General features: G+C 69.1%; 26 protein-coding genes. 8 read left to right on the top strand and 18 right to left on the bottom strand.

Annotation, left to right across the window (positions count from 1 at the left end):
- The first annotated feature begins 38 nt into the window (after positions 1–38).
- Genes PGN12_02855 through PGN12_02845 form a run of 3 tightly spaced genes read left to right on the top strand, consistent with a single transcriptional unit; the run spans position 39 to position 2,200 of the window.
- Entirely contained in the window at positions 39–1,169 is a 1,131-nt protein-coding gene (locus PGN12_02855) for a homoserine O-acetyltransferase (protein ID MEH3102823.1), read from the top strand.
- Entirely contained in the window at positions 1,166–1,777 is a 612-nt protein-coding gene (gene metW, locus PGN12_02850; protein MEH3102822.1) for a methionine biosynthesis protein MetW, read from the top strand. Before PGN12_02855 ends, metW begins: the two co-directional genes overlap by 4 nt.
- A 24-nt stretch (positions 1,778–1,801) precedes the next feature.
- Complete coding sequence (locus PGN12_02845) at positions 1,802–2,200, top strand: response regulator (GenBank protein MEH3102821.1); 399 nt, start codon at positions 1,802–1,804, stop codon at positions 2,198–2,200.
- Between the two features lie 91 nt (positions 2,201–2,291).
- Here the strand turns inward: PGN12_02845 and PGN12_02840 are convergent, their stop codons facing one another.
- The 7 genes from PGN12_02840 to PGN12_02810 form a co-directional block, all read right to left on the bottom strand.
- Positions 2,292–3,770, bottom strand: a complete 1,479-nt coding sequence (locus PGN12_02840) for a PAS domain-containing protein (protein MEH3102820.1) — start codon at positions 3,768–3,770, stop codon at positions 2,292–2,294.
- Between the two features lie 69 nt (positions 3,771–3,839).
- Positions 3,840–4,418 carry a single-stranded DNA-binding protein gene (gene ssb, locus PGN12_02835; protein MEH3102819.1) on the bottom strand — a complete coding sequence of 193 codons (579 nt, stop codon included), beginning with the start codon at positions 4,416–4,418 and terminating at the stop codon, positions 3,840–3,842.
- 9 nt (positions 4,419–4,427) lie between these two features.
- Entirely contained in the window at positions 4,428–6,278 is a 1,851-nt protein-coding gene (locus PGN12_02830) for a ferrous iron transporter B (protein ID MEH3102818.1), read from the bottom strand.
- 22 nt (positions 6,279–6,300) lie between these two features.
- Positions 6,301–6,564 (bottom strand): FeoA family protein, encoded by a 264-nt coding sequence (locus tag PGN12_02825; protein ID MEH3102817.1) that lies wholly within the window; start codon positions 6,562–6,564, stop codon positions 6,301–6,303.
- A gap of 60 nt (positions 6,565–6,624) precedes the next feature.
- Positions 6,625–7,293: a COQ9 family protein gene (locus PGN12_02820; GenBank protein ID MEH3102816.1), complete on the bottom strand. Its 669-nt coding sequence runs from the start codon at positions 7,291–7,293 to the stop codon at positions 6,625–6,627.
- Positions 7,290–8,210, bottom strand: a complete 921-nt coding sequence (locus tag PGN12_02815) for a DMT family transporter (GenBank protein ID MEH3102815.1) — start codon at positions 8,208–8,210, stop codon at positions 7,290–7,292. The genes PGN12_02820 and PGN12_02815 overlap by 4 nt, the downstream gene beginning before the upstream one ends.
- A gap of 160 nt (positions 8,211–8,370) precedes the next feature.
- Positions 8,371–8,946: a TlpA disulfide reductase family protein gene (locus PGN12_02810; protein MEH3102814.1), complete on the bottom strand. Its 576-nt coding sequence runs from the start codon at positions 8,944–8,946 to the stop codon at positions 8,371–8,373.
- 16 nt (positions 8,947–8,962) lie between these two features.
- Here PGN12_02810 and argH point away from each other — a divergent pair, with 16 nt between their 5' ends.
- The 5 genes from argH to PGN12_02785 all read left to right on the top strand — a co-directional run bounded on the left by argH (position 8,963) and on the right by PGN12_02785 (position 13,686).
- On the top strand, positions 8,963–10,321 hold the full coding sequence (argH, locus tag PGN12_02805) for an argininosuccinate lyase (GenBank protein ID MEH3102813.1): 1,359 nt from the start codon (positions 8,963–8,965) through the stop codon (positions 10,319–10,321).
- On the top strand, positions 10,318–10,551 hold the full coding sequence (locus PGN12_02800) for a hypothetical protein (GenBank protein ID MEH3102812.1): 234 nt from the start codon (positions 10,318–10,320) through the stop codon (positions 10,549–10,551). Before argH ends, PGN12_02800 begins: the two co-directional genes overlap by 4 nt.
- Before the next feature lie 18 nt (positions 10,552–10,569).
- On the top strand, positions 10,570–11,826 hold the full coding sequence (lysA, locus tag PGN12_02795; GenBank protein ID MEH3102811.1) for a diaminopimelate decarboxylase: 1,257 nt from the start codon (positions 10,570–10,572) through the stop codon (positions 11,824–11,826).
- Positions 11,827–11,977: 151 nt separating this feature from the next.
- Positions 11,978–12,733 carry a siroheme synthase gene (locus PGN12_02790; protein ID MEH3102810.1) on the top strand — a complete coding sequence of 252 codons (756 nt, stop codon included), beginning with the start codon at positions 11,978–11,980 and terminating at the stop codon, positions 12,731–12,733.
- Positions 12,730–13,686 carry a zinc transporter ZntB gene (locus PGN12_02785; GenBank protein MEH3102809.1) on the top strand — a complete coding sequence of 319 codons (957 nt, stop codon included), beginning with the start codon at positions 12,730–12,732 and terminating at the stop codon, positions 13,684–13,686. Before PGN12_02790 ends, PGN12_02785 begins: the two co-directional genes overlap by 4 nt.
- Positions 13,687–13,801: 115 nt before the next feature.
- On the opposite strand, the gene PGN12_02780 is transcribed toward PGN12_02785, so the two are convergent.
- The 11 genes from PGN12_02780 to PGN12_02730 form a co-directional block, all read right to left on the bottom strand.
- Entirely contained in the window at positions 13,802–14,200 is a 399-nt protein-coding gene (locus PGN12_02780) for a flagellar protein FliS (protein ID MEH3102808.1), read from the bottom strand.
- Positions 14,201–14,219: 19 nt separating this feature from the next.
- Positions 14,220–15,764, bottom strand: a complete 1,545-nt coding sequence (gene fliD, locus PGN12_02775) for a flagellar filament capping protein FliD (protein ID MEH3102807.1) — start codon at positions 15,762–15,764, stop codon at positions 14,220–14,222.
- 34 nt (positions 15,765–15,798) lie between these two features.
- Positions 15,799–16,923 carry a flagellar type III secretion system protein FlhB gene (locus PGN12_02770; protein MEH3102806.1) on the bottom strand — a complete coding sequence of 375 codons (1,125 nt, stop codon included), beginning with the start codon at positions 16,921–16,923 and terminating at the stop codon, positions 15,799–15,801.
- Entirely contained in the window at positions 16,923–17,696 is a 774-nt protein-coding gene (gene fliR / locus PGN12_02765; GenBank protein ID MEH3102805.1) for a flagellar biosynthetic protein FliR, read from the bottom strand. Before fliR ends, PGN12_02770 begins: the two co-directional genes overlap by 1 nt.
- A 174-nt stretch (positions 17,697–17,870) precedes the next feature.
- Positions 17,871–18,152: a flagellar biosynthesis protein FliQ gene (fliQ, locus tag PGN12_02760; protein ID MEH3102804.1), complete on the bottom strand. Its 282-nt coding sequence runs from the start codon at positions 18,150–18,152 to the stop codon at positions 17,871–17,873.
- Between the two features lie 116 nt (positions 18,153–18,268).
- A complete protein-coding gene (gene fliP / locus PGN12_02755) occupies positions 18,269–19,150 on the bottom strand; it encodes a flagellar type III secretion system pore protein FliP (GenBank protein ID MEH3102803.1) in 882 nt (293 codons plus the stop codon).
- 11 nt (positions 19,151–19,161) lie between these two features.
- Positions 19,162–19,440, bottom strand: coding sequence for a flagellar biosynthetic protein FliO (locus PGN12_02750; protein ID MEH3102802.1), 279 nt, complete (start codon positions 19,438–19,440; stop codon positions 19,162–19,164).
- 14 nt (positions 19,441–19,454) lie between these two features.
- Positions 19,455–19,745, bottom strand: a complete 291-nt coding sequence (gene fliN / locus PGN12_02745; protein ID MEH3102801.1) for a flagellar motor switch protein FliN — start codon at positions 19,743–19,745, stop codon at positions 19,455–19,457.
- The gene (locus tag PGN12_02740; protein ID MEH3102800.1) at positions 19,742–20,680 is read right to left on the bottom strand and encodes a flagellar motor switch protein FliM; all 939 of its coding nucleotides are present in this window, start codon (positions 20,678–20,680) and stop codon (positions 19,742–19,744) included. Before PGN12_02740 ends, fliN begins: the two co-directional genes overlap by 4 nt.
- 6 nt (positions 20,681–20,686) lie before the next feature.
- Entirely contained in the window at positions 20,687–21,352 is a 666-nt protein-coding gene (locus PGN12_02735; protein ID MEH3102799.1) for a flagellar basal body-associated FliL family protein, read from the bottom strand.
- A gap of 16 nt (positions 21,353–21,368) precedes the next feature.
- A complete protein-coding gene (locus tag PGN12_02730; GenBank protein MEH3102798.1) occupies positions 21,369–23,798 on the bottom strand; it encodes a flagellar hook-length control protein FliK in 2,430 nt (809 codons plus the stop codon).
- Between the last annotated feature and the right edge of the window lie 38 nt (positions 23,799–23,836).

Raw genomic sequence — 23,836 nt, 5'->3', positions numbered from 1 at the left:
GACACCGGCCCTGCGTGACGCGTAAAGGCGGCGGCTCGATGCTCACCACGCCTTCCTCGCTCGATCAGCGGTTCGGCCTGTCGCGACGTGTCGTGCTGCCGGAGCCGCTGCGGCTGGACGGTGGCGCGCTGCTCGCGCCGGTCGAGATCGCCTATGAAACCTATGGCACGCTGGCGGCGGACGGCGGCAATGCGGTGCTGGTCTGCCACGCGCTGACCGGCGACCAGCATCTCGCCAGCGCGCATCCGCGCACCGGCAAGCCGGGGTGGTGGCAGCGGATGGTCGGCCCGGGCAAACCGATCGACACCGACCGATTCTTCGTGATCTGCACCAACGTGCTGGGCTCGTGCATGGGCTCGACCGGGCCGGCGAGCGTCGATCCGTCGACCGGGCGACCCTATGCGATGGCGTTCCCGGTCATCACGATCCGTGACATGGTGCGCGCGCAGGCGCTGCTGCTCGATCACCTCGGCGTCGCGCGGTTGGCGGCGGTGGTCGGCGGGTCGATGGGCGGAATGCAGGCGCTCAGCTGGGCGGCGACCTTCCCCGAGCGGGTCGAGAAATGCGTCGTGATCGCCTCGACTGCGCGGCATTCGGCGCAGAACATCGCCTTTCACGAAGTCGGTCGGCAGGCAGTGATGGCCGACCCGAACTGGCGCGGCGGCGACTATTACGACAGCGAGCCGCCGGCTGCCGGGCTGGCTGTGGCGCGGATGGCGGCGCACATCACCTATCTGTCCGAAGCGGGGCTGACCGAGAAATTCGGACGGCGCTTGCAGGCGCGCGCGCAGAAGTCGTTCGGGTTCGACGCCGATTTTCAGGTCGAGAGCTATCTGCGGCATCAGGGGCTGGCGTTCACCGATCGGTTCGACGCCAACAGCTATCTCTACATCACCCGCGCGCTCGATTATTTCGACCTGGCCGAGGAGCATGGCGGGCTGCTCGCCAATGCCTTCCGCGGCACCGCGACGCGCTTCTGCCTCGTCAGCTTCGATACCGACTGGCTGTATCCGACCGCTGAGTCGCGCAGCATCGTCCATGCCCTGATGGCGGCGGGCGCGCCGGCGAGCTTCGTCGAACTGTCGAGTCCGTTCGGCCACGACGCCTTTCTGCTCGACTCGCCGGAACTCGACCGCGTCATCCACGGCTTCCTGAGCGCCGGGCGATGAGCCTGCGGCCCGATCTGGCGATCATCGCCGCGCATCTTCCGGCCGGTGCGCGTGCGCTCGATATCGGGTGCGGCGACGGTGAATTGATGGCGGCATTGCGCGATGAACGCGGCGCGGACGTGCGCGGGCTCGAGCTGGACCCCGGCAATGTCGCGGCGGCGGTCGGGCGCGGGCTGTCGGTGATCCAGGGCGATGCGGATACCGATCTGGCCGGTTATCCCGACCAGAGCTTCGATTATGCGATCCTCAGCCAAACGCTCCAGACCGCGCGCGCGCCCGATCGCGTGCTCGACGAATTGCTGCGGATCGGGCGGTTCGCGTTCGTCAGCTTTCCCAATTTCGCGCATTGGCGCGTGCGGCTGTCGCTCTTGTGGGGCGGGCGGATGCCGGTGACGCGGCTGCTGCCCGAACGCTGGTATGACACACCCAACATCCACCATCTGACGATCGACGATTTTCGCGCGCATCTCGCCGAGCGCGGGGTGATCGTGGAGGGAGCGTGGTTCCTGTCCGGCGACAAGCAGACCGGCAGCGCGGCGGCGAACTTCCTCGCCGAACATGCGATCTTCCTGCTGCGCCGGGAACAAAGATCACTTGATCGCGGTTAAGGCGGGCGTGACTGGGACCCCGACATGACCGCGACCGCGCTGATCGTCGAGGACGAGATTTTCGTCGCGCTGGACCTCGAACGCATTCTGGAAGACGCGGGCTATCAGGTCGCGGCGATCGCCGCCGACTCGTCGTCCGCGTTGAAGGCGGCGCCGGGATGCGGCTTCGCCTTCGTCGACGTCAACCTTCGCGACGGTCCGACCGGTCCGGAAATCGCCGAGCGGATCGCGCGCGATCACGGCGTCAAGGTGGTGTTCGTCACCGCCAACCCGGGCCAGATCACCAATCGTGATGCGGCCCTCGGTTACGTCCGCAAGCCGTTCAACGAGGAATCGATCCTCGCCGCAGCGCGCGTCGCCGCGCAGGCCGACGCCGCGGAAGCCGAATGCGTCGACTTCGTACGCTGGTCGCCGAACGCCTGACCGCCACCGGCGGGTCAAACGTGCGGTAAACGACCCGCCGTCACCGCGATCCGCTTCGCTGTCCTCACCGGCTGTCGTCGACGTGGACGCGTCAGCGGCTGAACGCCACACGCGGCAGCCGTGCGGTCACTTCCAGCCCGCCCGCCGGCCAATCGCGGGTGATGGTGCCGCCCAATTGCCGCGCGGCGCTCATCTCGATCAGCTGCGAGCCGAAACCTTCGCGCAGCGGCGAGCCGGACAGCGGCGGGCCGCCGCGTTCGCACCAGTGCAGCACCACGTCGCTGCCGTCCGGCGCGATCGTCAGCGCGATACGTCCTTCGGACACCGACAGCGCGCCATATTTGCTGGCATTGGTCGCCAGCTCGTGGAAGATCAGCGCCAGCGGCGTGGCGGCGCGATCGTCGACCGCGACATCCTCACCGGCGATGGCGATGCGTTCACCGGCGTACGCCTGATAGGGCGAGAACAGCTCGGTCAGCAGCCCATGCAGGCTGTCCTGCCGCAGCGCCGGGCGCGACTGGTCGCTGTGCGGACGGACGAAATCGTGGGCGCGGCCGAGCGCGGTGATCCGCTGGCGCAACTCGCCGAGCAGCCCGGCCAGTTCGGGATGCGTGCGCCCGGTCAGGTGCACCAGCCCGGCGACGACAGAGAAGATGTTCTTGATACGGTGGCTCAGTTCCTGGCTGACGATCTCGCGCTGTTCGAGCGCGCTCCGCTGCTCATGGATGTCGGTGCAGGTGCCGAACCAGCGCGTGATCGTGCCCGCGGCGTCGCGAATCGGCAACGCGCGTCCCAACACCCAGCGGTAGGTGCCGTCATGGTGACGCAGGCGATACTCGATTTCATACGGATCGCCCGTCGCCAGCGAATGGCGCCACGCTGTCCAGGCGCGTTGTTGGTCGTCGACGTGGAACATGCCGTTCCACGCCTCGCCATCGGTCGACCCCTCCGGCATCCCCGTGAAGGCGTACCAGCGCGCGTTATAGTAATCGTGGAAGCCGTCCGGCAGCGTCGACCACACCATTTGCGGCATGGTATCGGCAAGAACGCGGAAGCGCTGGTCGCTGTCCGCGGCTTCGGTGCGCGCCCGACGAACCGAGGCGCGACGGGCCGCGCCGTCGCGGGAGTCGCGCAATCGGGCGAGGACGTTGGCGGCCAGCACCGTCAGCCCCTCGCGCTGCAAGGCGCTCAACCCCTCGGGATGCGGCACGGTGTCGAGCACGCACAGCGAGCCCATCGGAAAGCCGTCGTCGGAGATCAGCGGCGCGCCGGCGTAGAACCGCAGGTTCATCTCGCCGGTCACCAGCGGATTGGCGGCGAAGCGGGGGTCTGCGGTGGCGTCGGGTACGACCATCAACCCGTCGCCCCACATCGCATGGCCGCAGAACGAATATTCGCGCGGCGGCTCCGGTCCGTCGGGATAGCCGGTACGTGCCAGAAAGGTCTGGTGATCGGTGTCGAGGATGCTGACGATACCGACCGGAACGCCGCACAGATGCGCGGCGAAATCGGTGATCTGCTTCAGCGCGGCGGTGCCGCGCAGCGACTCGACGTCGTAGGTGGCAAGCACCTGCGCCCGCTTCGCTTCATCCCGTGCCTCGGGGCAGATCCCCGGACGATCCGTGACGTGCCGGGTCACTTAGAACGGCACGTCGTCGTCGAGGTCGTCCGCGAAGCCGCCGCCATAATTGCCGCTACCGCCGCGCGACCCACCGCCCGAACCGCCGCCGCTGCTGGCGCCGCCGCGCGCGCCGCCACCGCCGCGCGAACCGCCGCCATAGCCGCCACCGCCGCCGAAATCGTCGCCGCCGCCGCCGAAGTCGTCACGGCCACCGCCGCCACCGCCACCGCCACCTGAGTTGCCGCCGGGGCCGTCGAGCATCGTCAGCACCGAATTGAAGCCCTGCAGCACAACCTCGGTGCTGTACTTGTCGTTGCCCTGCTGGTCCTGCCACTTCCGCGTCTGGAGCTGGCCCTCGATATAGACCTTGCTGCCCTTGCGCAGGAAGCGCTCGGCGACGTTCGCCAGCCCTTCGTTGAAGATCGCGACCGAATGCCATTCGGTCTTTTCCTTGCGCTCGCCGGTATTGCGGTCCTTCCACGATTCCGACGTCGCGATGCGCAGGTTGACCACCTTGCCGCCGTTCTGGAAGGAGCGCGACTCGGGATCGCGCCCGAGATTGCCGACGAGAATGACCTTGTTGACGCTGCCTGCCATGGGATCCTCTTAGAGACCAGCGAACGTCGCCAGCCAGAATGTGATCCCCGCCATGACATAGGCGGTCACGAAAAGGTAGCCGAGCATGAACATCGGCCACTTCCAACCATTCGTTTCGCGGCGCGTGACCGCGATCGTGCTGATGCATTGCGGGGCGAACACGAACCACATCAGGAAGGCGAGCGCGGTCGGCAGCGACCAGCGCCCGCGCAGATGATCGACGAGGCTCTTCGCGCCCGACGCATCCTCGGTATCGTCGATCGCATAGACGGTGCCGATCGCCGCCACCGCGATCTCACGCGCCGCCATCGCCGGGATCAGCGCCAGCGCGATGTCGTGGTTGAAGCCGATCGGGCGGACGATCACCTCCAGCCCGCTCGCGATCCGCCCGGCGACCGAATAATCGACCTGTTTCTGTCCGGCGGGCGCCTGCGGGAAGCTGAGCAGCGCCCAGAGCACGACCGTGGTCAGCGCGATCGTGGTGCCCGCCCGTTTCAGAAAGATGGTCGTGCGGCTCCACAGCCCGAGCGCGACATCGTGGAGGCGGGGCATCTGATATTTGGGCATCTCCATCATGAAGCCCGAGCTTTCGCCCTTGGTGACGGTGCGGCGCAGCACCAGCGCGGCGACGAACGCGCCGACGATCCCCATCAGATAGAGGCCGAGCAGCACCAGCCCCTGCAACCCGACGAACGGCGCCACCTGCCGCGCCGGGATGAACGCCCCGATGATGATCGTATAGACCGGCAACCGCGCCGAACAGGTCATTAGCGGCGCGATCAGAATCGTGGTCAACCGGTCCTTCTCGTCATCGATCGTGCGCGTCGCCATGATCCCGGGCACCGCGCAGGCGAAGCTGGACAGCAGCGGGATGAACGCCCGCCCCGACAGCCCGACCCCGGCCATCAACCGGTCCAGCAGGAAGGCGGCGCGAACCATATAGCCCGACGCCTCCAGCACGAGGATGAACAGGAACAGAATCAGGATCAGCGGCAGGAAGACCACCACCGCGCCGACCCCGGCGATGACGCCATCGGTGAGCAGCGAGCGCAGGAAGCCGTCGGGCATCATGCCCTTGATCGCAGTCTCCAGTGCGACGAACCCGTCCTCGATCCAGCCGACCGGCGCTTCGGACCAGCTGAACACCGCTTGGAACATCACGAACAGCAAGGCGACGAGCAGGATCGGTCCGAACACCGGGTGCAGCGCGACGCTGTCGAGCGCGTGGTGCCAGCGGCGCGTCGGCGTCTCGCTGACCGTCGCGGCCTGCGACAGCGCGCGTGCGCGGCGTTGCAGCGTGCGGATATCCTCGATCGGCGCGGTCGAGGCGACCGGCGCGGCGGGAGTGCCGACCAGCCCGGTCAGCGTCGCGCGCAGCGTGTCGATCCCGCGCCGCCGCACCGCGACCGTCGGAACCACCGGTACGCCCAGTTCGCGCTCCAGCACCGCAGGGTCGAGCACCAGCCCGTCCCGCTCGGCGAGGTCGACCATGTTGAGCGCGACGACCACCGGCAGCCCCAGCGCGATCAATTGCATCGCGAAGCGCAGGTGATTGTCGAGGTTGGCGGCGTCAAGCACCACGACCAGCGCGTCGGGACGCCGCTCGCCGCTCTGCGTGCCGAGCAGGACGTCGCGCGTCACGCGCTCGTCGGGAGAGGACGGTTCGAGACTGTAGGCACCGGGCAGGTCGACCAGCTCGACCGGGCGACCGTCATCGAGTGCAAGCCTTCCCGAGTGGCGCTCGACGGTGACACCGGGATAATTGCCGACCTTCTGTCGCGCGCCGGTCAGCGCGTTGAACAGCGCGCTCTTGCCGGCATTGGGGTTGCCGACCATCGCGACCAGCGGGGGCATTTCCATCACGCGTCGCGCCGGTGGCGCGTCACTCGGCGGGGAGCGGTTCGACCGAGACGCGGATCGCGCCGGCGACCGCGCGGCGCAGCGCCACGGTCATCCGTCCGATCCGGCACGCGACCGGCCCGCCGCCAAGCTGCGCACGGTGCAGCACCTGCACCCGCACCCCTGAATCGAACCCGAGTTCGCGCAATCGCCGCGCCTCGGGCGTGGCGAGCCGCGCCCAATCGATATCGTCGACGATGGCGGCCTGATGCCGCGGGAGCGTTTCGAGGCTGATGGGCTTGGTCACCGGGCTTCTATAAGCGCGGTGAGATTGATTATCAATAAGCGATTGGCGCGCATCGACCCCTCACACCACCGGATAGCGCAGCCGGCCGATGAAGCGGCTGAGGCTGGGGCGGTGTTGCGTCCGGCGGGTGAACTGCGCCTTCGCCTTTTCGAAGCGCATGATCCCGTCGATGCGCCGCGCCAGGAACGCCCGGGTGTCGGCCTGTTCCTCGCTGTCGTCGTCGAGGAAGACGGTGGTGGTGGCGGCGTACACCGCCAGCAGCATCGCGCGCTTGGTATAGTGGTTGTAATCGGTCGCGGAATCGCCAGCGAGCCGCCACATCGCATCGACGCTGCGCCAGCCGAGCCGCGCGGCGGCGGCGACGTTGACCGGCAGGGCGAGGATCGCGCGCGCCCGGCGCAGCGCCTCGCGCTCCGGGGCGAGCACCGCCAGCCGCGCCTCGACCAGCGCGGTGATCCGCTGTCGAATCTTCATCGCCGCCAGTGTTGCTGGCGGCAGCGCCGCGGCCATCTCCGCGTCGACATGTGCGAACCATGCGTCGATCATCGCGACCGGATCATCCGCGAAGGCGATTCGTGCGACATCGGGGTCGACGCCCTGCTGCTCGGCGGCGAGATCGCGCGCGGTGTCGCCCCAGCCGTCGAACGCGGCATTGGCGGCGATCGCGGGGGCGAGCCGTGCGCGAACCTCGTCGAGCGTCAGGTCTTCCGGCGTCAGGTCCTCGGTCATCGCATTTCCTCCGGCACCGGATTGGCGGATGGCGGCTCCTTAGCAGGGCGCCGCGTGTCGCGCACCAGCACCAATGCCGCAGCGATCATCGCGATCCCCAGGAAATCGGGCGCGCCGAGCGCCTCGCCGAAATGCAGCCAGCCGATCGTCGCCGCCACCGCGGGCTGGATCAGCAGCGCCAGCCCGATCACCAGCGGCGAGAGCCGGCCGAGCGCATAGATCATGCAGCCCTGCCCGAGCAGCTGGCAGACCAAGGCCAGCGCGAGCAGCGGCGTCCAGTGCTGCGGCACGATCTTCTCGCCGAGGATCAGCGCATAGCCGAGCAGCGGCAGCAGCGAGGCGAGCGACGACAGCGCCAGCGCCGGCCACGGCGCGAGCGCGCGGCGCACGTCGGACATCAGGATGAAATAGAGCGCGTAAAGCACGCCCGCGACGATGCACAGCACGTCGCCCGCCAGATGCCGCGGATCGAGCTGGTACGATCGTCCCATCAATAGCGTCGCGCCGGCAGCGGCGAGCAGCAGCGCGACCCCCTGCATCCGCGTCGGCCAGGCGCGCGCGACGAGGAAACCCCAGAGCGGGAACAGGAAGGTCGCCGAATTGCCGAGCAACGTGGCGTTGGCCATCGTCGTGTGGAGGATGCCGAGGTGCCACGTGCCCAGATCGGCGGCGAAGGCGATTCCGGCCAGCGCGACGAACAGCCACACGCGCCGCGACGGCGCTGCGGTGTCGGGCTTGCGGGTGGCGAAGGCGATCGCCGCGAGCATCGGCACGGCAAGCGCCATCCGCCAGAATGCCGCGGCGACCGGCCCGGTATCGGCGACGCGGACGAACAGCGGTCCGAACGCGAGCGCGGCGTTCGCGACGATCACCGCGACGAGCGCGGGCGCGGTGCTGGTGGGGGCGGGGCGGGTCATGTCAGATCTCAACTTCTTCGTCATTCCCGCAAAGTCTTCGTCATTCCCGCGCAGGCGGGAATCCAGACGCGCAGGCTTTCGCAAGAGCCGTGGACGTCGGAGGTTCTGGATTCCCGCCTTCGCGGGAATGACGGCGTGGGCCTGTGGCGAGGACGGCTGCCTAAGCCGCCTCGGAAAGCAGCTTTTTCGCCTCCGCGCCGGTCCAGTCCATGTCGCCAGTGACGCGCCAGATCTCCTTGCCGTCCGCCCCGTACAGGATCGTCGTCGGCAGGTTCGCGCCATAGCCGGTGCTCAGCCCCAGCTTGGGGTCGAGGAACGCGCGCAGATGCGCGAACTTTCGCTCGGCGAGGAAGGCGGTGGCCTTCGCGGGCTCCATGTCCTGGCTGATCGCGAGCACCGGCAACGTGTCGCCCAGCGTTGCGGCGGCGGCGTCGAGCGTCGGCATTTCCTTCACGCACGGCGCGCACCACGTCGCCCAAAGGTTGACCAGCACCGGCTTGCCTTTGAACGCCGCCAGCGTCGTCGCTGCGCCGCCCGCCGCTGGGGCAAAGGACACATCGGGCGCGGCCTCGCCCTTGTGGCTGCGGTCGATCTTGTCGACCTTCGGCGCGGCGGTGGCGGGGACTTCGTCGCTGCTCGCCACCTCGGCTTGCCCGTTGCCCGGGGACGGCTTATCGCACGCGGCCATAGCCAGCGCGGTGCCGAGGAGACAGACGATCGCGACGCGGGATGCCATGAGCGGTTCCAACCAGATGTGGGGCGGGCGGTTCGCCGAAGGGCCGGCCGCGGTGATGCGCGAGATAAACGCCTCCATCCCCTTCGACAAGCGGATGTGGCGGCAGGACGTCGCGGGCAGCCGCGCGCATGTCGCGATGCTCGCCGAACAGGGGATCGTCTCGCCCGCGGACGCAGCGGCGATCCGCGACGGGCTGGAACAGGTCGCGGCCGGCTATGCCGCGGACGGCGTGCCCGACGATCTGGCGATGGAAGACATCCATATGCTGACCGAGGCGCGGTTGTCCGACGCGATCGGCGCCGCCGCGGGGCGGCTCCACACCGCGCGCAGCCGCAACGATCAGGTCGCGACCGACTTCCGCCTGTGGGTGCGCGACGCCACCGATCAGGTGCTGGCGGCGCTGGATGCGCTCGATGCCGCGCTGCTGGCACGCGCCGAGGAACATGCCGGCAGCGTGATGCCCGGCTTCACGCACCTGCAATCGGCGCAGCCCGTGACGCTCGGTCATCATCTGATGGCCTATCACGAGATGGTGTCGCGCGACATCAGCCGCTTCCGCGACAATCGTGCGCGCGGCAATCTGTGCCCGCTCGGCGCCGCGGCGCTGGCCGGCACCGGCTTCCCGGTCGACCGCCACGCCACCGCCGCGGCGCTCGGCTTCGACGGGCCGACGCGCAACAGCCTCGATTCGGTCAGCGACCGCGACTTCGCGCTCGATTACCTGACCGCCGCCGCGCAATGCTCGCTGCATCTCAGCCGGCTCGCCGAGGAGTTCGTGCTGTGGGCGTCGCAGCCGTTCGGCTTCGTGTCGCTCAGCGACCAATGGTCGACCGGCAGCTCGATCATGCCGCAGAAGCGCAATCCCGACGCCGCCGAGCTGGTGCGCGGGCACAGCGGGCGGATCACCGGCTGCCTCGTCAGCCTGATGGTGACGATGAAGGGGCTGCCGCTCGCTTATTCGAAGGACATGCAGGACGACAAGCCGCCGGTGTTCGAGTGCCACGACCTGCTGGCGATCTCGATCGCGGCGATGACTGGCATGATCGAGAGCGCGACGTTCCGCACCGAGCGGATGCGCGCGCTGGCCGAAAGCGGCTTCGCGACCGCGACCGACCTCGCCGATTGGCTGGTGCGCGAGGCCGATGTGCCGTTCCGCGAGGCGCATCACATCACCGGCCGCGCGGTGGCGCGCGCCGAGGCGCTCGGCTGCACGCTCGACAAGGTGCCGCTCGCCGACCTTCAGGCGATCGACGCGCGGATCACCGATGCGGTGTATGGCGTGCTGTCGGTTGATGCCTCGGTGGCGAGCCGCAAGAGCTTTGGGGGCACCGCGCCGGACAATGTCCGCGCTGCGATCCGGGCGGCGCGCGCATGAGGGCGCTGCTCTTCCTCGCCGCGCTCCCGCTCGCCGCCTGCGGATCGACGCAGGCACTGAAACCGGCGCCGGGGCAGACGATGCCGGTCACGCCTTATGGCGGAGTGCAACAGCCGGCGGTCGCCGACCTGCTCACCCCCTCGGTGCAGGCGCGGCCGCAGCGCACCGGGGAAGTCCTGAAAAGCTCGCAGAAACGGGAACCCGACCCGTTCGATCTTCCCCCACGCTGACGATTCCTGCGAGTGACCATGGACCATTTTCATTACCGCGACGGTGCCCTGTGGTGCGAGGGCGTGCCGCTGACCCGGATCGCCGACGAGGTGGGCACCCCCGTCTACGTCTATTCCGCCGCGGCCTTCCGCGCGCAGGCGCGCGCGTTCCGCGATGCGCTGTCGGGCGTACCCGACGTGCATCTCGCTTATGCGATCAAGGCCAACCCCAATGTCGCGGTGCTGCGCGTCGTCGCCGCCGAGGGATATGGCGCCGATGTCGTCTCGGGCGGCGAGATGGCGCGCGCGCTGGCGGCGGGAATACCGGCGAGTGGGATCGTCTTTTCGGGCGTCGGCAAGACCCGCGCCGAATTGCTGCGTGGGCTGGAAGCCGGGATCGGCCAGTTCAACCTCGAGCTGGAAGAGGAAGGCATCGTCCTCGCGCAGCTGGCGCACGAACGCGGGCTGACCGCGCGCGCGGTGCTGCGGGTGAACCCGGACGTCGACGCGGGCACGCACGCCAAGATCTCGACCGGGCGCAAGGAGAACAAGTTCGGTGTGCCGATCGATCAGGCCCCGGCGATGTACGCGCGGCTTGCGGCGCTGCCGGGCCTGTCGATGCAGGGCGTCGCGATCCACATCGGCAGCCAGTTGTTCGACCTCGCTCCGCTCGAGGCGGCGTACCGCCGCGTCAAGCTGCTGGTCGACGAGCTGCGCACGGCGGGCCACCCGGTGGCGCGCGTCGATCTCGGCGGCGGGCTCGGCGTCCGCTACAAGGCCGGTGACGATCCGCGCACCCCGGCCGAATATGGCGCGATGGTCGAGCGCGTGACCAAGGGCTGGGACGTCCAGCTGATGTTCGAGCCCGGCCGTGTGATCGCGGGCAATGCCGGCGTGCTGCTGACGCGCGTGATCTGGGTGAAGCCCGGCGTGGTGCACCCCTATGTGATCGTCGACGCGGCGATGAACGATCTGGCGCGTCCGGCGCTGTACGACGCATGGCACGATGTCGATGCGGTGACGCCGAGCGGCGAGCGGATGACGGCGAACGTCGCCGGCCCGGTGTGCGAAACCGGCGACACCTTCGCGATGGCGCGCGAGATGGACGCGGTGCGGGGCGGCGACCTCGCCGTGCTGCGCACCGCCGGGGCGTATGGCGCGACGATGGCGTCGACCTACAACAGCCGCGCCTTGGTGCCCGAGGTGCTGGTCGATGGCGACCGCTATGCGGTGGTTGCCGACCGGATCGCCGCGGAGACGATCCTCGCCGCGGAGCGCGTGCCGGAGTGGCTGTAACGGCGGTGCTTCTCGCTACTCCCCGTCACCCCGGCGGAGGCCGGGGCCCAGTTGGGCGAGGGAGCCGTATCAAACGTACCGCTTGCCACTGGACCCCGGCCCTCGCCGGGGTGACGCGAAGAGGTGAGGCGACGGCGCGAGGACGCGCCGCATGACCCTCCACAGCCTCCCGCTGTTCGTCCGCCTGAGCGGCCGCCCGGTGATCCTGATCGGCGAGGGCGAGGCGGCGGAACCGAAACGGCGCTTGCTCGAACGCGCCGGGGCGATCGTCGTCGGCGAAGATCACCCCGACGCCCGGCTGGCCATCGTTGCTGACGACGATGAAGCGGTGGCGCGGCTCAAGGCACGCGGCGTCCTGGTGAACGCGGTCGACCGTCCCGAACTCTGCGACTTCACGTTGCCCGCGATCGTCGACCGCGCGCCGGTGCTGGTCGCGATCGGCACCGGCGGCGTCTCTGCCGGATTGGCGGCGGCGGTGCGTCAGCGGCTGGAGGCGGTCTTGCCCGCCTCACTCGGGCGGCTCGCCGAGGCGCTGCACGCCGGCCGCACAGCATTGCGCGCTGCGCTGCCCGACAGCGGCGATCGGCGGCGCGCGATCGGCGCGGCGCTCGCCCCCGGCGCGGCGCTCGATCCGCTCACCGATTACGACGGGCGCGATGCCGCAGAAGCCGTGCTCGCGGGCCGCGCGACCACCGGCGTCGTGCGGCTCGATCTCGCCTCGCGCGACCCCGACGACCTCACGCTGCGGCAGGCACGGCTGCTCGCCGCCGCCGACCGCGTCACGCATCGCGCCGATGTCCCCGCCGCGATCCTCGACCGCGCGCGCGCCGACGCCGCACGCGAACAATGCGATGCGCCGCCGACACACGGCACCGGGCTGACCGTCGATATCGGGATGCGATCATGAGCGGGGTGGCTTGGCGTGTCGGTAACGACGGCACGGTCGAGAAGGTCACACCGGAAGCGGCGCTGTCGGGTGAGGCGGCGTTCCTGTGGGTGCATCTCGCCTCGAACGCCGCGGAGGCGCAGACATGGCTGCGCGACGCCGCCGGGCTCGACACCTTCACCGTCGACGCGCTGACCGCCGCCGAGACGCGGCCACGCGCCGAGAAGATCGGGCACGGCGCGTTCGTCAACCTGCGCGGGCGCACCGACGAGCCGCTCGACACATCGGACGTGCTCGCCTCGATCCGCATCTGGGCCACCAAGGGCCGCGTCGTCACCGTCTCGCGCAAGCGGCTGGTGACGCTGGCGCGGGTCGAGCAGGAGATGGAGCGCGGCGAGCTGCGCGACCCCGGTGACCTGATCGCCGCGATCGCGACCGCGATCACCGAGGATCTCGATCCGGTCGTCGCCGACCTCGGCGACGGACTCGACGATTGCGAACAGAAACTGAGCGCACACCATGTCTTCGAGCTGCGCCGTTCGGTGACGCGGATGCGCTCGGAGGCGATCAATTACCGCCGCTTCCTCAGCCCACAGCGCGCTGCGCTCGAGCGCTTGGCGACGCTGCCCGGCGACTGGCTGGCGGAGGACGATCGCGCGCATCTCGCCGCCGCCGCCGACCGTGCCGCACGCATGGCCGAGGAAGTCGAGGCGATCCGCGAGCGCGCCGCGCTGATGCACGAGGCGCTGACCGACCTGCGCGCCGAACAGCTCGATCAGCGCAGTCTGGTGATCGCGATGGTGGCGATGATCTTCCTGCCGCTGACCTTCCTGACCGGGCTGTACGGGATGAACGTCAAGGGGCTGCCCTATGCCGAGGAGCCGTGGGCATTCGACGCGATCGCCGGCGCCTGCGCGGTGATCGCGGCGGGGATCGTGGTGTGGTTCGTCCAGCGGCACTGGTTCCGGGGGTGAGCGTCGACGTCCCGTCCGTCATCCCCGCGAAGGCGGGGATCCAGAACCGCTGACGTCAGCGGTTCTTACGACGACCTGCGCGTCTGGATTCCCGCCTTTGCGGGAATGACGGAAACTACGCCGCGCGTGCCTGACGCCAGGCGCTGGCGATCTCTTCCAGCTCGGCGGCGACCGCGCGGAACGGCGCGCCATCGGTGCCGATGCTCGCCTCGATCACCTGTCGCCGGCACCCGCCGTAGAAGCGCGCCAGCGCGCGCGACACGTCGCCGCCCTTCTCGAAATCGAGATTGGCCTCCAGCGCGAACAGGATCGCGGTGGCGCGGGTCAGGCGTTCGCTGCGTGTCGCGAATTGCTTGCGATCGGCTGCCCAGGCGGCGACGCGCAGCGCCTGCGTCAGCTCCTCGTAGAGCAGCTGGACGAGCGCCGGGCCATCGGCCGCGGCGGTACGGCCGGCAAGGTCGATCTCGCGATAGGTGCGCGCCGGATCGCGCAGCAGGGAAGAGGCATAGGCCATGATCTGTCGTCTCTCCCGATCAGCTCGACTTGTACCAGCCGTCGATCTGCTGCTTCATGAACGACTGCGTCTGCTTGTAGGCCGACACGCGCGAGTTCATGCTGGCATATTGCTGCGTCAGCCGCGCCGAGAAGCGCGTCGATTGTTCGTCGATCTTGGCGCTTTCCTTGGTCAGCTCGTCCTGCGCCTTGCGCAGCTTCAGGTCGGTCGCGCCGAGCCCGTAGAGCGTGCTGCCCGACGACAGCTTCAACGACTGCATCGCGGCGTTGAGCCCGGTCGCGCCGAAGCTGTTCGGATTGAACATCGCCTGGATCGCATCGGGCGTGTCCTTCATCGCCTTGGTCAGCGCGGCGTCATCGATCGTCAGCTCGCCGGTGGTCTTGTCGGTGGTGACGCCGATCCCGGCCAACGTCGAGGGCGTGCCCGCGGCGGCGTCAGGGAGCAAGGTCTTGCTCGCGAACCCCTGCAGGTTGCGCAGCAGCTGCTTGGCGGCGGGATCGGCGCGCAGGCTGCCGTCGACCGCGTTGGTCTGCTGCTTCACCTCGTTGAGCAACTGGTTGAACGTCTCGACGAAGTCCTTGACGCCATTGGTCAGCGCGGTGTCGGGGCGCGTGCCGGTCAGCGTCATCGAACCGGTGCCCGCCAGCGTCAGCTTTACGCCGGGGACCAGATCGCTGATCTCGTTGCTGGGCCGTTCGACCGACACGCCGTCGACGGACAATTTGGCGTTTGCCGATTGGCCGACGACCGCCATCTTGGAGGTCGCGGTCGCATCCTTGCCGACGCTGAGCGTGTCGAGCGTGCCGCCGGTGCCCGTCATCGAGAACGCCTGCGCGGTGCCGCTCTGCCCCTTGAGCGACAGGAACGCGCCGCCGTCGGCGTCGGTGATGATCGCCGCGGTGACGCCGGTGTTTTTGGCGTTGATCGCGGCGGCGATCCCCGACAGCGTGTCGTTGGGCGGCGCGATATCGATGTCGAACGACAGATCGGTGCCGTCGCTGGCCTTGCCGACCGCCAGATCGGTCATCTTGCCCGCGGTGTAGGTGGCGGTGCCGACGTTGATCGTCAGCTTGCCGGTGCCGAACTGATCGGTCTTGCCGAGCTTGGCGCTGGTGACGGTCTGCACGGTCGCGAGCGAGGTGACGGTGACGTTCGCCGATGCGCTGGCCGACATCGGCGCGCCCGAGATCGCGGTTGCGCCCGCGACCTTCGGATCGCTGACGTTCGGCTGCGTCGCGAGCGTGCCGCCGGTGACGAGCGTGTTGACCGCCTTGGCGAAGTCGCTGACGAAATTCTTGAGCGTCGCGGCGTCGGAGATCTGCGCGGTCAGCTTCTCGGTTTTGGCGGTGATCTGCGCGCGCTTGGCGGCGAATTGCGCGTCGACCAGCTGCGTCACCAGCGTGTCGGTGTCCACCCCCGAGCCCGAGCCGAGCGAGGTGAGGATCGAGTTGGCGGCCGACTTGTTGATCGACGCCGCAGTGCCGGTCTTGGAGGTCGACGTGGTCGACGACGTTTTCGTCGTCGTCGCCGTGCTGCTCGTGCTCGTGCTGCTGATCGTCGCCATGATGCTCTCCTAAACGGCCGCGCGCGGCGATTCTTTATGACTGACGGACACCATTTTCGTCGAAACGAGCGGTATCGGGCACTTCGATCGGCGGTTGCGTCCCGCCGGCTTGCGCATTGAGTCCGAAGACGAATGCCAGCACGGTCGCGATGGCGAGGTACAGATCGTCGCGCACCTCCTGTCCCTCGCGGCTGGTGTAATAGACGGCACGCGCGAGCGCGGGATATTCGAGCACCGGCAGCGCGCGATCCTTGGCGGCGGAGCGGATCGCCAGCGCCAGTGCGCCGCGTCCCTTGGCGACCACCACCGGCACCTCGTCGCGCCCGCGATCGTAGCGCAGCGCGACCGCGAAGTGCGTCGGGTTGGTGAGCACGACATGCGCCTGATCGAGCGCCTTGTGCATGCCCCCGGACAGCATCTCGCGCTGCTTCATGCGCATATGCCCCTTCATCTCGGGGTTGCCCTCGCTCTCCTTGTGTTCGTCCTTCACTTCCTGCTTGGTCATGCGCAGCTTCTTGAGCAGCTGCATGATCTGGGTCGGCACGTCGATCATGCCGATCGCGATCAGCCCCATCGCCATGACGAGCAGGACGTGCGTCAGCGTCGACCCCAGCCCGGCGAGCGCGACCGGCAGATTGGAGGCGGCGAGCCCGAAGCTGAAATGCGCGGTCTGCCACAGCATCCACGCGCCGATCGCACCGAGCAGGGTGACCTTGAGCAGCGACTTGCCGAGCTCGATCCAGCCCTGCATCCCGATGATCCGCATGATCCCCGAGCCGGGATTGATCCGCGATGCCTTGGGGGCGAGCAATTTGGCGTTGAAGCTCAGCGAGCCGAGCCCGGCCTGGCTGGCGATCGCCGCGGCGATCGTGATCGCGAACAACGTGCCGAGCGGCGCGGCGAGCTTCCACCCGGCCTGCACCAGCGGGCGCCACGGCTGGAAATCCTCGACATCGGCGTGACTGAAGCTGAAGCTCGCCGCCATCACCTCGCGGCACGCGGCGAGCAGCGCCGGGCCGAAGAACATGATCCAGGTGATACCGGCCAGCACGACGAACGCGGTTGCGAGATCGCGGCTCTTGAGGACGTCGCCTTTCTCCTTGGCGTCGTCGCGACGCTTCTGGGTTGGGGCTTCTGTCTTGTCGCCACCCTCCGACATCAGCCGAGCACCAGGCTTTGCGCGGCGGCGAGGCCCTCACGGACGATCACCTGCATGTAATCGCCCATCGCGGGCAGCGCGATCGCGAGGCTGATGACGCCGACCGCAAGGCTGGCGGGCAGGCCGATCGAGAACAGGTTGAGCGACGGCGCCGAGCGCGACACCATCCCCATCACGAGGTTGAGGCACAGCAGCAGGAAGCCGACCGGCAGCGCGAGCAGCAGCCCGGCCATGAACGCATAACCGCCGAACAGCGCGATGTCGCGCAGCTGGCCCACGTTCATCCACGCCGCGCCGGGCGGCAGCGCGGTATAGCTTTTCACCACCATGTCGACGAGCACGAGGTGCCCGTCGAGCGACAGGAACAGCAAGGTCAGCAGGATCGACAGGAACTGCCCGACCGCCGGACTCGAGCGGCCGGAATTGGGGTCGATCATGTTGGCGAAACCGATCCCCATCGACCCGCCGATGATCTCGCCCGCGATCAGCGGCGCGGCGAAGGCGATCTGGACGATGAAGCCGATCGCGAGCCCGACCAGCGCCTCGGCGGCGACCGCGACGAAGGTGGCGAGCGCGAAGATCGTCGCGGGCGGCTGGATCGACGTGGTGCCGAGCACCAGCACCCCGACCGCGCCCGACAGCGTGATCCGCACCGGCAGCGGCACCGAGACGTTGCCGAACACGGGTGCGGCGATGAATGCCGCACCGACGCGGATCATCACGAAGATCAGCGCCCAGAGCTGCGGTTCGATGGAGAGGCCGAAACCCAACATCTCCCTAGCTCACCCCGTCGGCTTCCTCGCCACCTGCCACCCCGGCGAACGCCGGGGTCCAGTGACGGGACGATTCGCAAGATTCGCCGACGCCGCCCAACTGGACCCCGGCGTCCGCCGGGGCGGCGGTGGAAGGCTGATGCGCTGGGGTGACGGGGAGAGGCTGGCGCAAGATCAATGCACCAAGTCCGGGATGCGCGCGAAGATCTCGGTCGTAAAGTCGCTCAACAGCCCGAGGATCATCGCGCCGAACACCATGATCGACACCGCGACAACGATCAGCTTCGGCACGAAGCTGAGCGTCTGCTCGTTGATCGAGGTCGCGGCCTGCACCATCCCGAGGATCAGCCCCGACAGCAACGCCGGGATCAGGATCGGCGCAGAGACGAGCGCCAGCACCCACATGGTCTGGTTGGCGACGGTCAGGAAGTAATCGGCGTCGACGAGCGGTTGCATGTCACTCTTCTCTCTTCGTCATTCCCGCGGAGGCGGGAACCCAGACGCGCAGGTCTGTCGATGGAGTCGGTACGTCGGAGGTTCTGGATCCCCGCCTGCGCGGGGATAACGAGCCGTTATGTCGCGAACGAATTGGCCAGACTGCCCATCGTCAGCGCCCAGCCGTCGACCAGCACGAACAGCAGCAGTTTGAACGGCAGCGAGATGATCGTCGGGCTGAGCATCGCCATGCCGAGCGCCATCAGCACCGTCGCGACGACCAAGTCGATGACGATGAACGGCAGGAACAGCAGGAAGCCGATCTGGAACGCGGTCTTCAGCTCCGAGGTGACGAACGCCGGCAGCAGCACCGAATAGGGAATGTCCTTCGGCGTGGCGTACGGGCCGGACTTCGCCATCTGCGCGAACATCGTCACGTCCTTCACGCGCGTCTGCTTGGCCATGAAGGCGTGCAGCGGCGCAGCGGCGGTCTGGATCAGCTCGGTGCCGCCGATGCGCCCTTGCGAATAGGGCTGGATCGCGGTCGTGTTGATCTGGTTGATCGCGGGCGCCATGATGAAGAAGCTGAGGAACAGCGACAGGCCGATCAGCACCTGGTTGGGCGGCGTCTGCTGCAAGCCCATCGCCTGCCGCAGAATCGACAGCACGATGATGATCCGCGTGAAGCTGGTCATCATCAGCACGATGCCCGGCAGCACCGTGAGCAGGCCCATGATGATGAGCACCTGCAGCGACAGCGACAGCGAGCCGTTGTTGTTCTGCGCGCCGGCATCGCCGCGCGACAATTGCCCGAGCGCGCGGTCGACCGCGTCGCCGACGCCCGGCGCGGGCGCGGCCGGCGCGCCCTGCACCGCCGGCTGCGACGGCGCGGGGAAGGTCTGCGCCAGCGCCGGCATCGCGACGCACAGCGCCACGACGATCGCGAGCAGCGCGAGGATCAGGTGCGACCTTTTGCCCGCAGCGCACACGCGCGGGCGGATCAGCGCGCCGCTTCGCATTGCCGAGGCACTCATGCGGCCGGCTCCACCGGCACGCGCCCGTCGGCCTTGTCGATCAGCGTCACGCCGGCGCGATTGACCGAGACGAGCAGGCGACGCCCCTCGAAATCGACCACCGCCAGCTTGACGCCCGGCGAGATCATCATCGTCTCGCGCACCGCGATCCCGCGCGTCGACGGCTTGCCGGGCATCCGCGCCTCGAGCCGACGCCACAGGTACAGGCAGCCGATCATCAGCCCGCAGACGAGCGGGAGCATCACGATCAGCTTCAGGATATAGGTCCACATCATCGCGTGCGTGCCCCTCAGCCGCGCTTCTCGGGCGAGACCAGCTCGGTCATCTTGACGCCGTAGCGCTCACCGACCGTCACGATCTCGCCGCGCCCGATCAGCGTGCCGTTGACCAGCACGTCGAGCAGCTCGCCCGCCTGCCGGTCCAGCTCGATCACGCTCGATTCGCCGAGCGCCAGCAATTCGCGCAACGACAAAGTGGTCGAGCCGATCTCGACGGTCAGCTTCACGTCGACGCCCTGCAAAAGCCGCAGGTTGGCGGCGACGGCGGCGTCGATCGCGAATCCGCCGGTCATGTCGTTCATTGCAGGGGTCCTTCGAACTTGGAGATGCGGATGGCCGCGCGGCCGTTGGACGTACCCACGGTGCCCAACCCCAGCGCCATCCCGCCGACCACGATCGGCACGTCGGCGCCGAAGCTGATCGGGATGATGTCGCCTTCCTTGAGATCCATGAGCCGCGAGAGCGGGATGGTCGGCTCGGCGAGCACCGAGCGGACTGGGAAGCGGACGCCCATCGCCGCGCGCGTCAGCTGGGTGCGCCATTCGGCGTCGACCTCGCTGGGCTTGGCGACGACCTTGCCGGTCAGCGCGACCGTGTGCGGCTTGAGCGTCGCGACCGGATAGAGGATGTCGACGAACGCCGGCTTGGCGGTGCCGCGCGCGATCGCGAAGCGGGTGGCGATCACCACCTCGTCGGCCTCGATCCCGGGGATCATGTTCCCGCCCAGCTCGAACGGCTCGGCGGTGAAATGCGCGCGGGCCAGCGGCTCCCACGCGGTCTCCAGCGCGCGGGCCAGCGACGCGGCGACGCGCGCGACGATCACGTCGCACGCCGGGGTGAACTCGAGCGCGAGCACCGGCGAAACATCCCCGGTGCCGCCGAAGAACAGATCGATGATCTCGACGACGAACTGGCTGTCGATCACGCACAAGGCCGGGCGACCGTCCATCGACAGCGGCAGCCACGCGGTCAGCTTGTCGCCGCGCCCCGCGCGATAGTCGGAAAGGCGCAGCACCTCGAGTGGTTCGGCCCAAGCGCGGGTCTCGGTACGCCAGTAACCTTCGAACGTCTGGCGCACGCCGCGCGCGGCGCGCGCCGACAGATGCTGCAACGTATGGAGATCGCCGAACGGGTGCAGCTTGGCAGGCGCGGCCGGCCCTCCGCCCAATGCGGCAGCGGTGCCGATCGGCGTACCGGAGTCGAGCCCGGCATCGGTGGAGGAGCGCCTGTTAACCATCTACGTTCACTGAACCACGAAAGTGGTAAAGTAGACGTTACTGATCCCGCCAAATCCCTCCTTTTCGCGCAAAACCTGGTTGATCGTCGCGACGAGCCGTTTCTGGAGCTGCGCCTTGCCGGCGCTGGTGAACACCTGATCTTCGGGCGTGTCGCCCAGCGTCAGCAGGATCGCCGAGCGAATCGCGATGTCGTTGGTTTTCAGATTCGTGATGACCTTGTCGTCATAGGGCGTCGACACCGCGAGCCCGATCTGGATGAAGTGCACCGAATCCTGGAGGTTGGAGGTGAACTCCTTCTCCATCGCGAAATAGTTGGAAGCATAGGGCTCGCCGCCATGCCCTTCCGGCGTCGGCGTGCCATGCGACTCGCCGCCACCTTCGCCGCCCTCGGCTGCCGCTTCGCCGCCACCGTGGCCGCCCTCGCCGCCTTCGCCTCCCTCGGCACCTTCACCGGCGTGCTTCTGCTCGCTCTTCGGGACGAGCTTGGGCTTGTTGGGATCTTCGTGCGTCACCGGCTTGGCACCGCCGCCGACCATGCCCGAACCCGCGGCATAGAGACCGGCACCGACGCCACCGCCCAACAGGACGATGACGCCGACGGCGCCGAGTACGATCATCTTCATCTTGCCCTTTTTCTTGGGCGCGGCGTCTGCGGCCGGAGCATCACTCATCGTTCGATTCCCTCAATCAGGCGATACGTTGTTCGGTGTCGTCGGCGTCCGACTGCGCGGCGCGACGGGCGGACGGTGGCGCGGCCGGAACGGGCGCGGCGCGTTGTTGCGGCTGTTGCTGGTGCTGCGACGACTGACGGTCGCCCTGCGCGGTAGTGCCGCCGGGCTGGCCGTGGTGGAGCTTGAGCCCGCGTGCTTCGGCCATTTCGGTCAGCCGCGGCTGCGCATCAGCGAGCATTGCGCGCGTCTGCGGTTGCTCGGCGGTGAGCTGGACCTGCACCGTGTCGCCTTCGCGGCGCAGCGCGACGTCGATCGCGCCCAGCGCATCGGGAACGACGCGGATCCGCATGTCATTGGCATCGGCCATGTCACGCAGCTTCTCGATGTGCTGGATCATCGCGCTCGGCCAGTGCGGCCGGCGCATGTCGAGCGTCTGTTGCTGCGCCTGTCCGGTCGCGGTGACCGCAGCGGCGGAGATCGCGGCGGTCGACTGCGGCTGGGCAACCGGCGCGCCCGGATCGGCCGGGCGCGCGCGCTCCTCGGCGGTGACGGCGCGGTGAATCGCTTCGGCGAAGGTGCGCGCGGCGCTCGCGATGACCGGCGCCGGCGTGGTGTCGGCGGCGACCGGAAGCGGCGCCGGCACGGCGCGCGTCGCTTCGCGCACGATCGGTGCCGGCTCACCCGCTGCGACCGGCAGAACAGGAACATCCGTCGCTGGGGCGTCGACGTTCGTCGCAGGGACGACCGGCACCGTCAGCGGTGTAGCGGCGCTGGCGCGCGGCGCGGGCGCGTCGGCAAGCGGCGGCGCCGCAGGAGTTGCGGCGTTGGCGATCGGCGGTGTGACCGGAGCGGCGACATGTGCGGGCGGCACCGTCACGGGTGCGAGGACCGGCGCATCGACGCGCACCGTCGCCGCACTCGCGATCACCGCTGGCGCCGGAGCCGGTGCGCGCTCGGGGAGCGGCTTGCCGGTGACCGCGGCAGCGGGCGTCTCGACGAGGCGCGGTGCCGGATCGCTACGCGAGGCGGCTGGCAAAGGCGCTTCCTCGGCGAGCGTGGCGGTAGGGCGCGTGGCGGCGGGGAGCGTCGGCGTGACCGGCGCGACCGCGACGGGCGGCTCCGATCCGGGGGAGGGCGGAACGGCCGCTGCAATGTCGGCCGACACGATCCGCGTCGCGGCGGCGGCGTGGCGCGGAGCGGCCGACGTCACCTCAGGGTGACGAGGGGTCGCCGGCACATCGGTCGGCTGTGCGTCAGCAACGACCGGGATCGGCGTGGCCGCGCGCGGCGACGACGTGACACGATCCGACGTGAGGGCTCGAGTCAAAGGCGACGCGGCGTCGACGACGATTGCGGCGGCGGTGTCGGCGGTGATCTCGACCATCGCGGGCGCGTCGCGGCGCGCTGCCCGTGCAGGGGCGGGGGCAGCCGCTGGCGGTGGCGGTGGCGAAGTCGGTGACGTGTCCGCGGTCGGCACGCTGCGCTGTTGCGATGCCACGGGGGTGGCCTGCGTCGGGACGGCCGGCGCCTCTGCAGGCGCAGGCGCGGTGCCGGCGTCGGAAGTCGTCTGCGCTCGTGGCGTTACGGTTGCCGCGCGAGTCGGCGGTGGCGTCGATGTGACCTCGGCGGCAGGAGTATCGTCGGTCGGAGCAGCCTGCACCGGTGCGCTGGCCGTTGCCACCGCCGGAAGCGACGGGTCAGCCGGTGCGGGTTCGGCTCCGGTGCCGGGTGCGTTCGGGGATCGTTCGGTGGTGAGCACAGCGCGACCGCGCATCGACGCACTCGCCGGAGCGACCGGCGCCTGTGCCTGAGCAATCTCGGGCGTGACTGTCGGCGGCGCCACGACAGGCGCGGCGGCGACCATATCCGGCGTCGGCGTGATCGATACGGGCGCAACCGGCGCCGCGACGACCACCGTGGCCGTGGCGACCGAAATATCATCCTCGCCCGACGCTGTCGGCACGGCCGGATCGGCATCGGCAAGCGGCTCGACGCGATCGCGGGCCGGCATCTGCACGTCGGGTGTCACCATTCGCAATCGCGGCCGGACAGCAGCGCTCGCCTCGGGGAGCGCCGGGGCCGCGTTCAGCGTCGCCGCGAGCGGCGTGGCGACCGGCGTCGTCGGCATGGCCGTTTCGGTGGGCAGCGCGACCGCAGCCGGGGGCACCGGAACCCCGGTGGCATCGGCCAGCCACGCCAGCGCGGCCTCGCCGCTCGGCACGACGGTATCGACCAGCGGCAGTCCGGTGCCGACCCCGGCAAGAGTCTGCCGCCCCGGCTCGCCCGCCGTTGCCGCGACACCCGCCGCTATCCCGTCGCCGCATCCGGGCAGCACCAGCTTCAGGAAGTCGCCGCTGGCGCCCGCCACGCCCGACGCGGGCGAGGCGGCACCCGGTAGCATCGCCCCCGGTGCCGTCGTCAGGAGAAGGCTTGCGATCGTGGTCAAGGGTCAGGCCGCTTTCGTGGACAGGGTTCGCCTGCCAC

The sequence above is a fragment of the Sphingomonas phyllosphaerae genome (genome assembly GCA_036946405.1).
Lineage (GTDB): Bacteria > Pseudomonadota > Alphaproteobacteria > Sphingomonadales > Sphingomonadaceae > Sphingomonas > Sphingomonas phyllosphaerae_D.
The sequence above is the reverse complement of the archived record's forward strand: the minus strand, read 5'-3'. Positions and strand labels throughout refer to the sequence as shown.

Bases quoted from the DNA above. Each gene is read 5' to 3' on its own strand.
- PGN12_02855 (MEH3102823.1), top strand. From the start codon at position 39: ATGCTCACCACGCCTTCCTCGCTCGATCAGCGGTTCGGCCTGTCGCGA.
- metW (MEH3102822.1), top strand. From the start codon at position 1,166: ATGAGCCTGCGGCCCGATCTGGCGATCATCGCCGCGCATCTTCCGGCC.
- PGN12_02845 (MEH3102821.1), top strand. From the start codon at position 1,802: ATGACCGCGACCGCGCTGATCGTCGAGGACGAGATTTTCGTCGCGCTG.
- ssb (MEH3102819.1), bottom strand. From the start codon at position 4,418: ATGGCAGGCAGCGTCAACAAGGTCATTCTCGTCGGCAATCTCGGGCGC.
- PGN12_02830 (MEH3102818.1), bottom strand. From the start codon at position 6,278: ATGGAAATGCCCCCGCTGGTCGCGATGGTCGGCAACCCCAATGCCGGC.
- PGN12_02820 (MEH3102816.1), bottom strand. From the start codon at position 7,293: ATGACCGAGGACCTGACGCCGGAAGACCTGACGCTCGACGAGGTTCGC.
- PGN12_02815 (MEH3102815.1), bottom strand. From the start codon at position 8,210: ATGACCCGCCCCGCCCCCACCAGCACCGCGCCCGCGCTCGTCGCGGTG.
- PGN12_02810 (MEH3102814.1), bottom strand. From the start codon at position 8,946: ATGGCATCCCGCGTCGCGATCGTCTGTCTCCTCGGCACCGCGCTGGCT.
- argH (MEH3102813.1), top strand. From the start codon at position 8,963: ATGTGGGGCGGGCGGTTCGCCGAAGGGCCGGCCGCGGTGATGCGCGAG.
- PGN12_02800 (MEH3102812.1), top strand. From the start codon at position 10,318: ATGAGGGCGCTGCTCTTCCTCGCCGCGCTCCCGCTCGCCGCCTGCGGA.
- lysA (MEH3102811.1), top strand. From the start codon at position 10,570: ATGGACCATTTTCATTACCGCGACGGTGCCCTGTGGTGCGAGGGCGTG.
- PGN12_02790 (MEH3102810.1), top strand. From the start codon at position 11,978: ATGACCCTCCACAGCCTCCCGCTGTTCGTCCGCCTGAGCGGCCGCCCG.
- PGN12_02785 (MEH3102809.1), top strand. From the start codon at position 12,730: ATGAGCGGGGTGGCTTGGCGTGTCGGTAACGACGGCACGGTCGAGAAG.
- PGN12_02780 (MEH3102808.1), bottom strand. From the start codon at position 14,200: ATGGCCTATGCCTCTTCCCTGCTGCGCGATCCGGCGCGCACCTATCGC.
- fliD (MEH3102807.1), bottom strand. From the start codon at position 15,764: ATGGCGACGATCAGCAGCACGAGCACGAGCAGCACGGCGACGACGACG.
- PGN12_02770 (MEH3102806.1), bottom strand. From the start codon at position 16,923: ATGTCGGAGGGTGGCGACAAGACAGAAGCCCCAACCCAGAAGCGTCGC.
- fliR (MEH3102805.1), bottom strand. From the start codon at position 17,696: ATGTTGGGTTTCGGCCTCTCCATCGAACCGCAGCTCTGGGCGCTGATC.
- fliQ (MEH3102804.1), bottom strand. From the start codon at position 18,152: ATGCAACCGCTCGTCGACGCCGATTACTTCCTGACCGTCGCCAACCAG.
- fliP (MEH3102803.1), bottom strand. From the start codon at position 19,150: ATGCGAAGCGGCGCGCTGATCCGCCCGCGCGTGTGCGCTGCGGGCAAA.
- PGN12_02750 (MEH3102802.1), bottom strand. From the start codon at position 19,440: ATGATGTGGACCTATATCCTGAAGCTGATCGTGATGCTCCCGCTCGTC.
- fliN (MEH3102801.1), bottom strand. From the start codon at position 19,745: ATGAACGACATGACCGGCGGATTCGCGATCGACGCCGCCGTCGCCGCC.
- PGN12_02740 (MEH3102800.1), bottom strand. From the start codon at position 20,680: ATGGTTAACAGGCGCTCCTCCACCGATGCCGGGCTCGACTCCGGTACG.
- PGN12_02735 (MEH3102799.1), bottom strand. From the start codon at position 21,352: ATGAGTGATGCTCCGGCCGCAGACGCCGCGCCCAAGAAAAAGGGCAAG.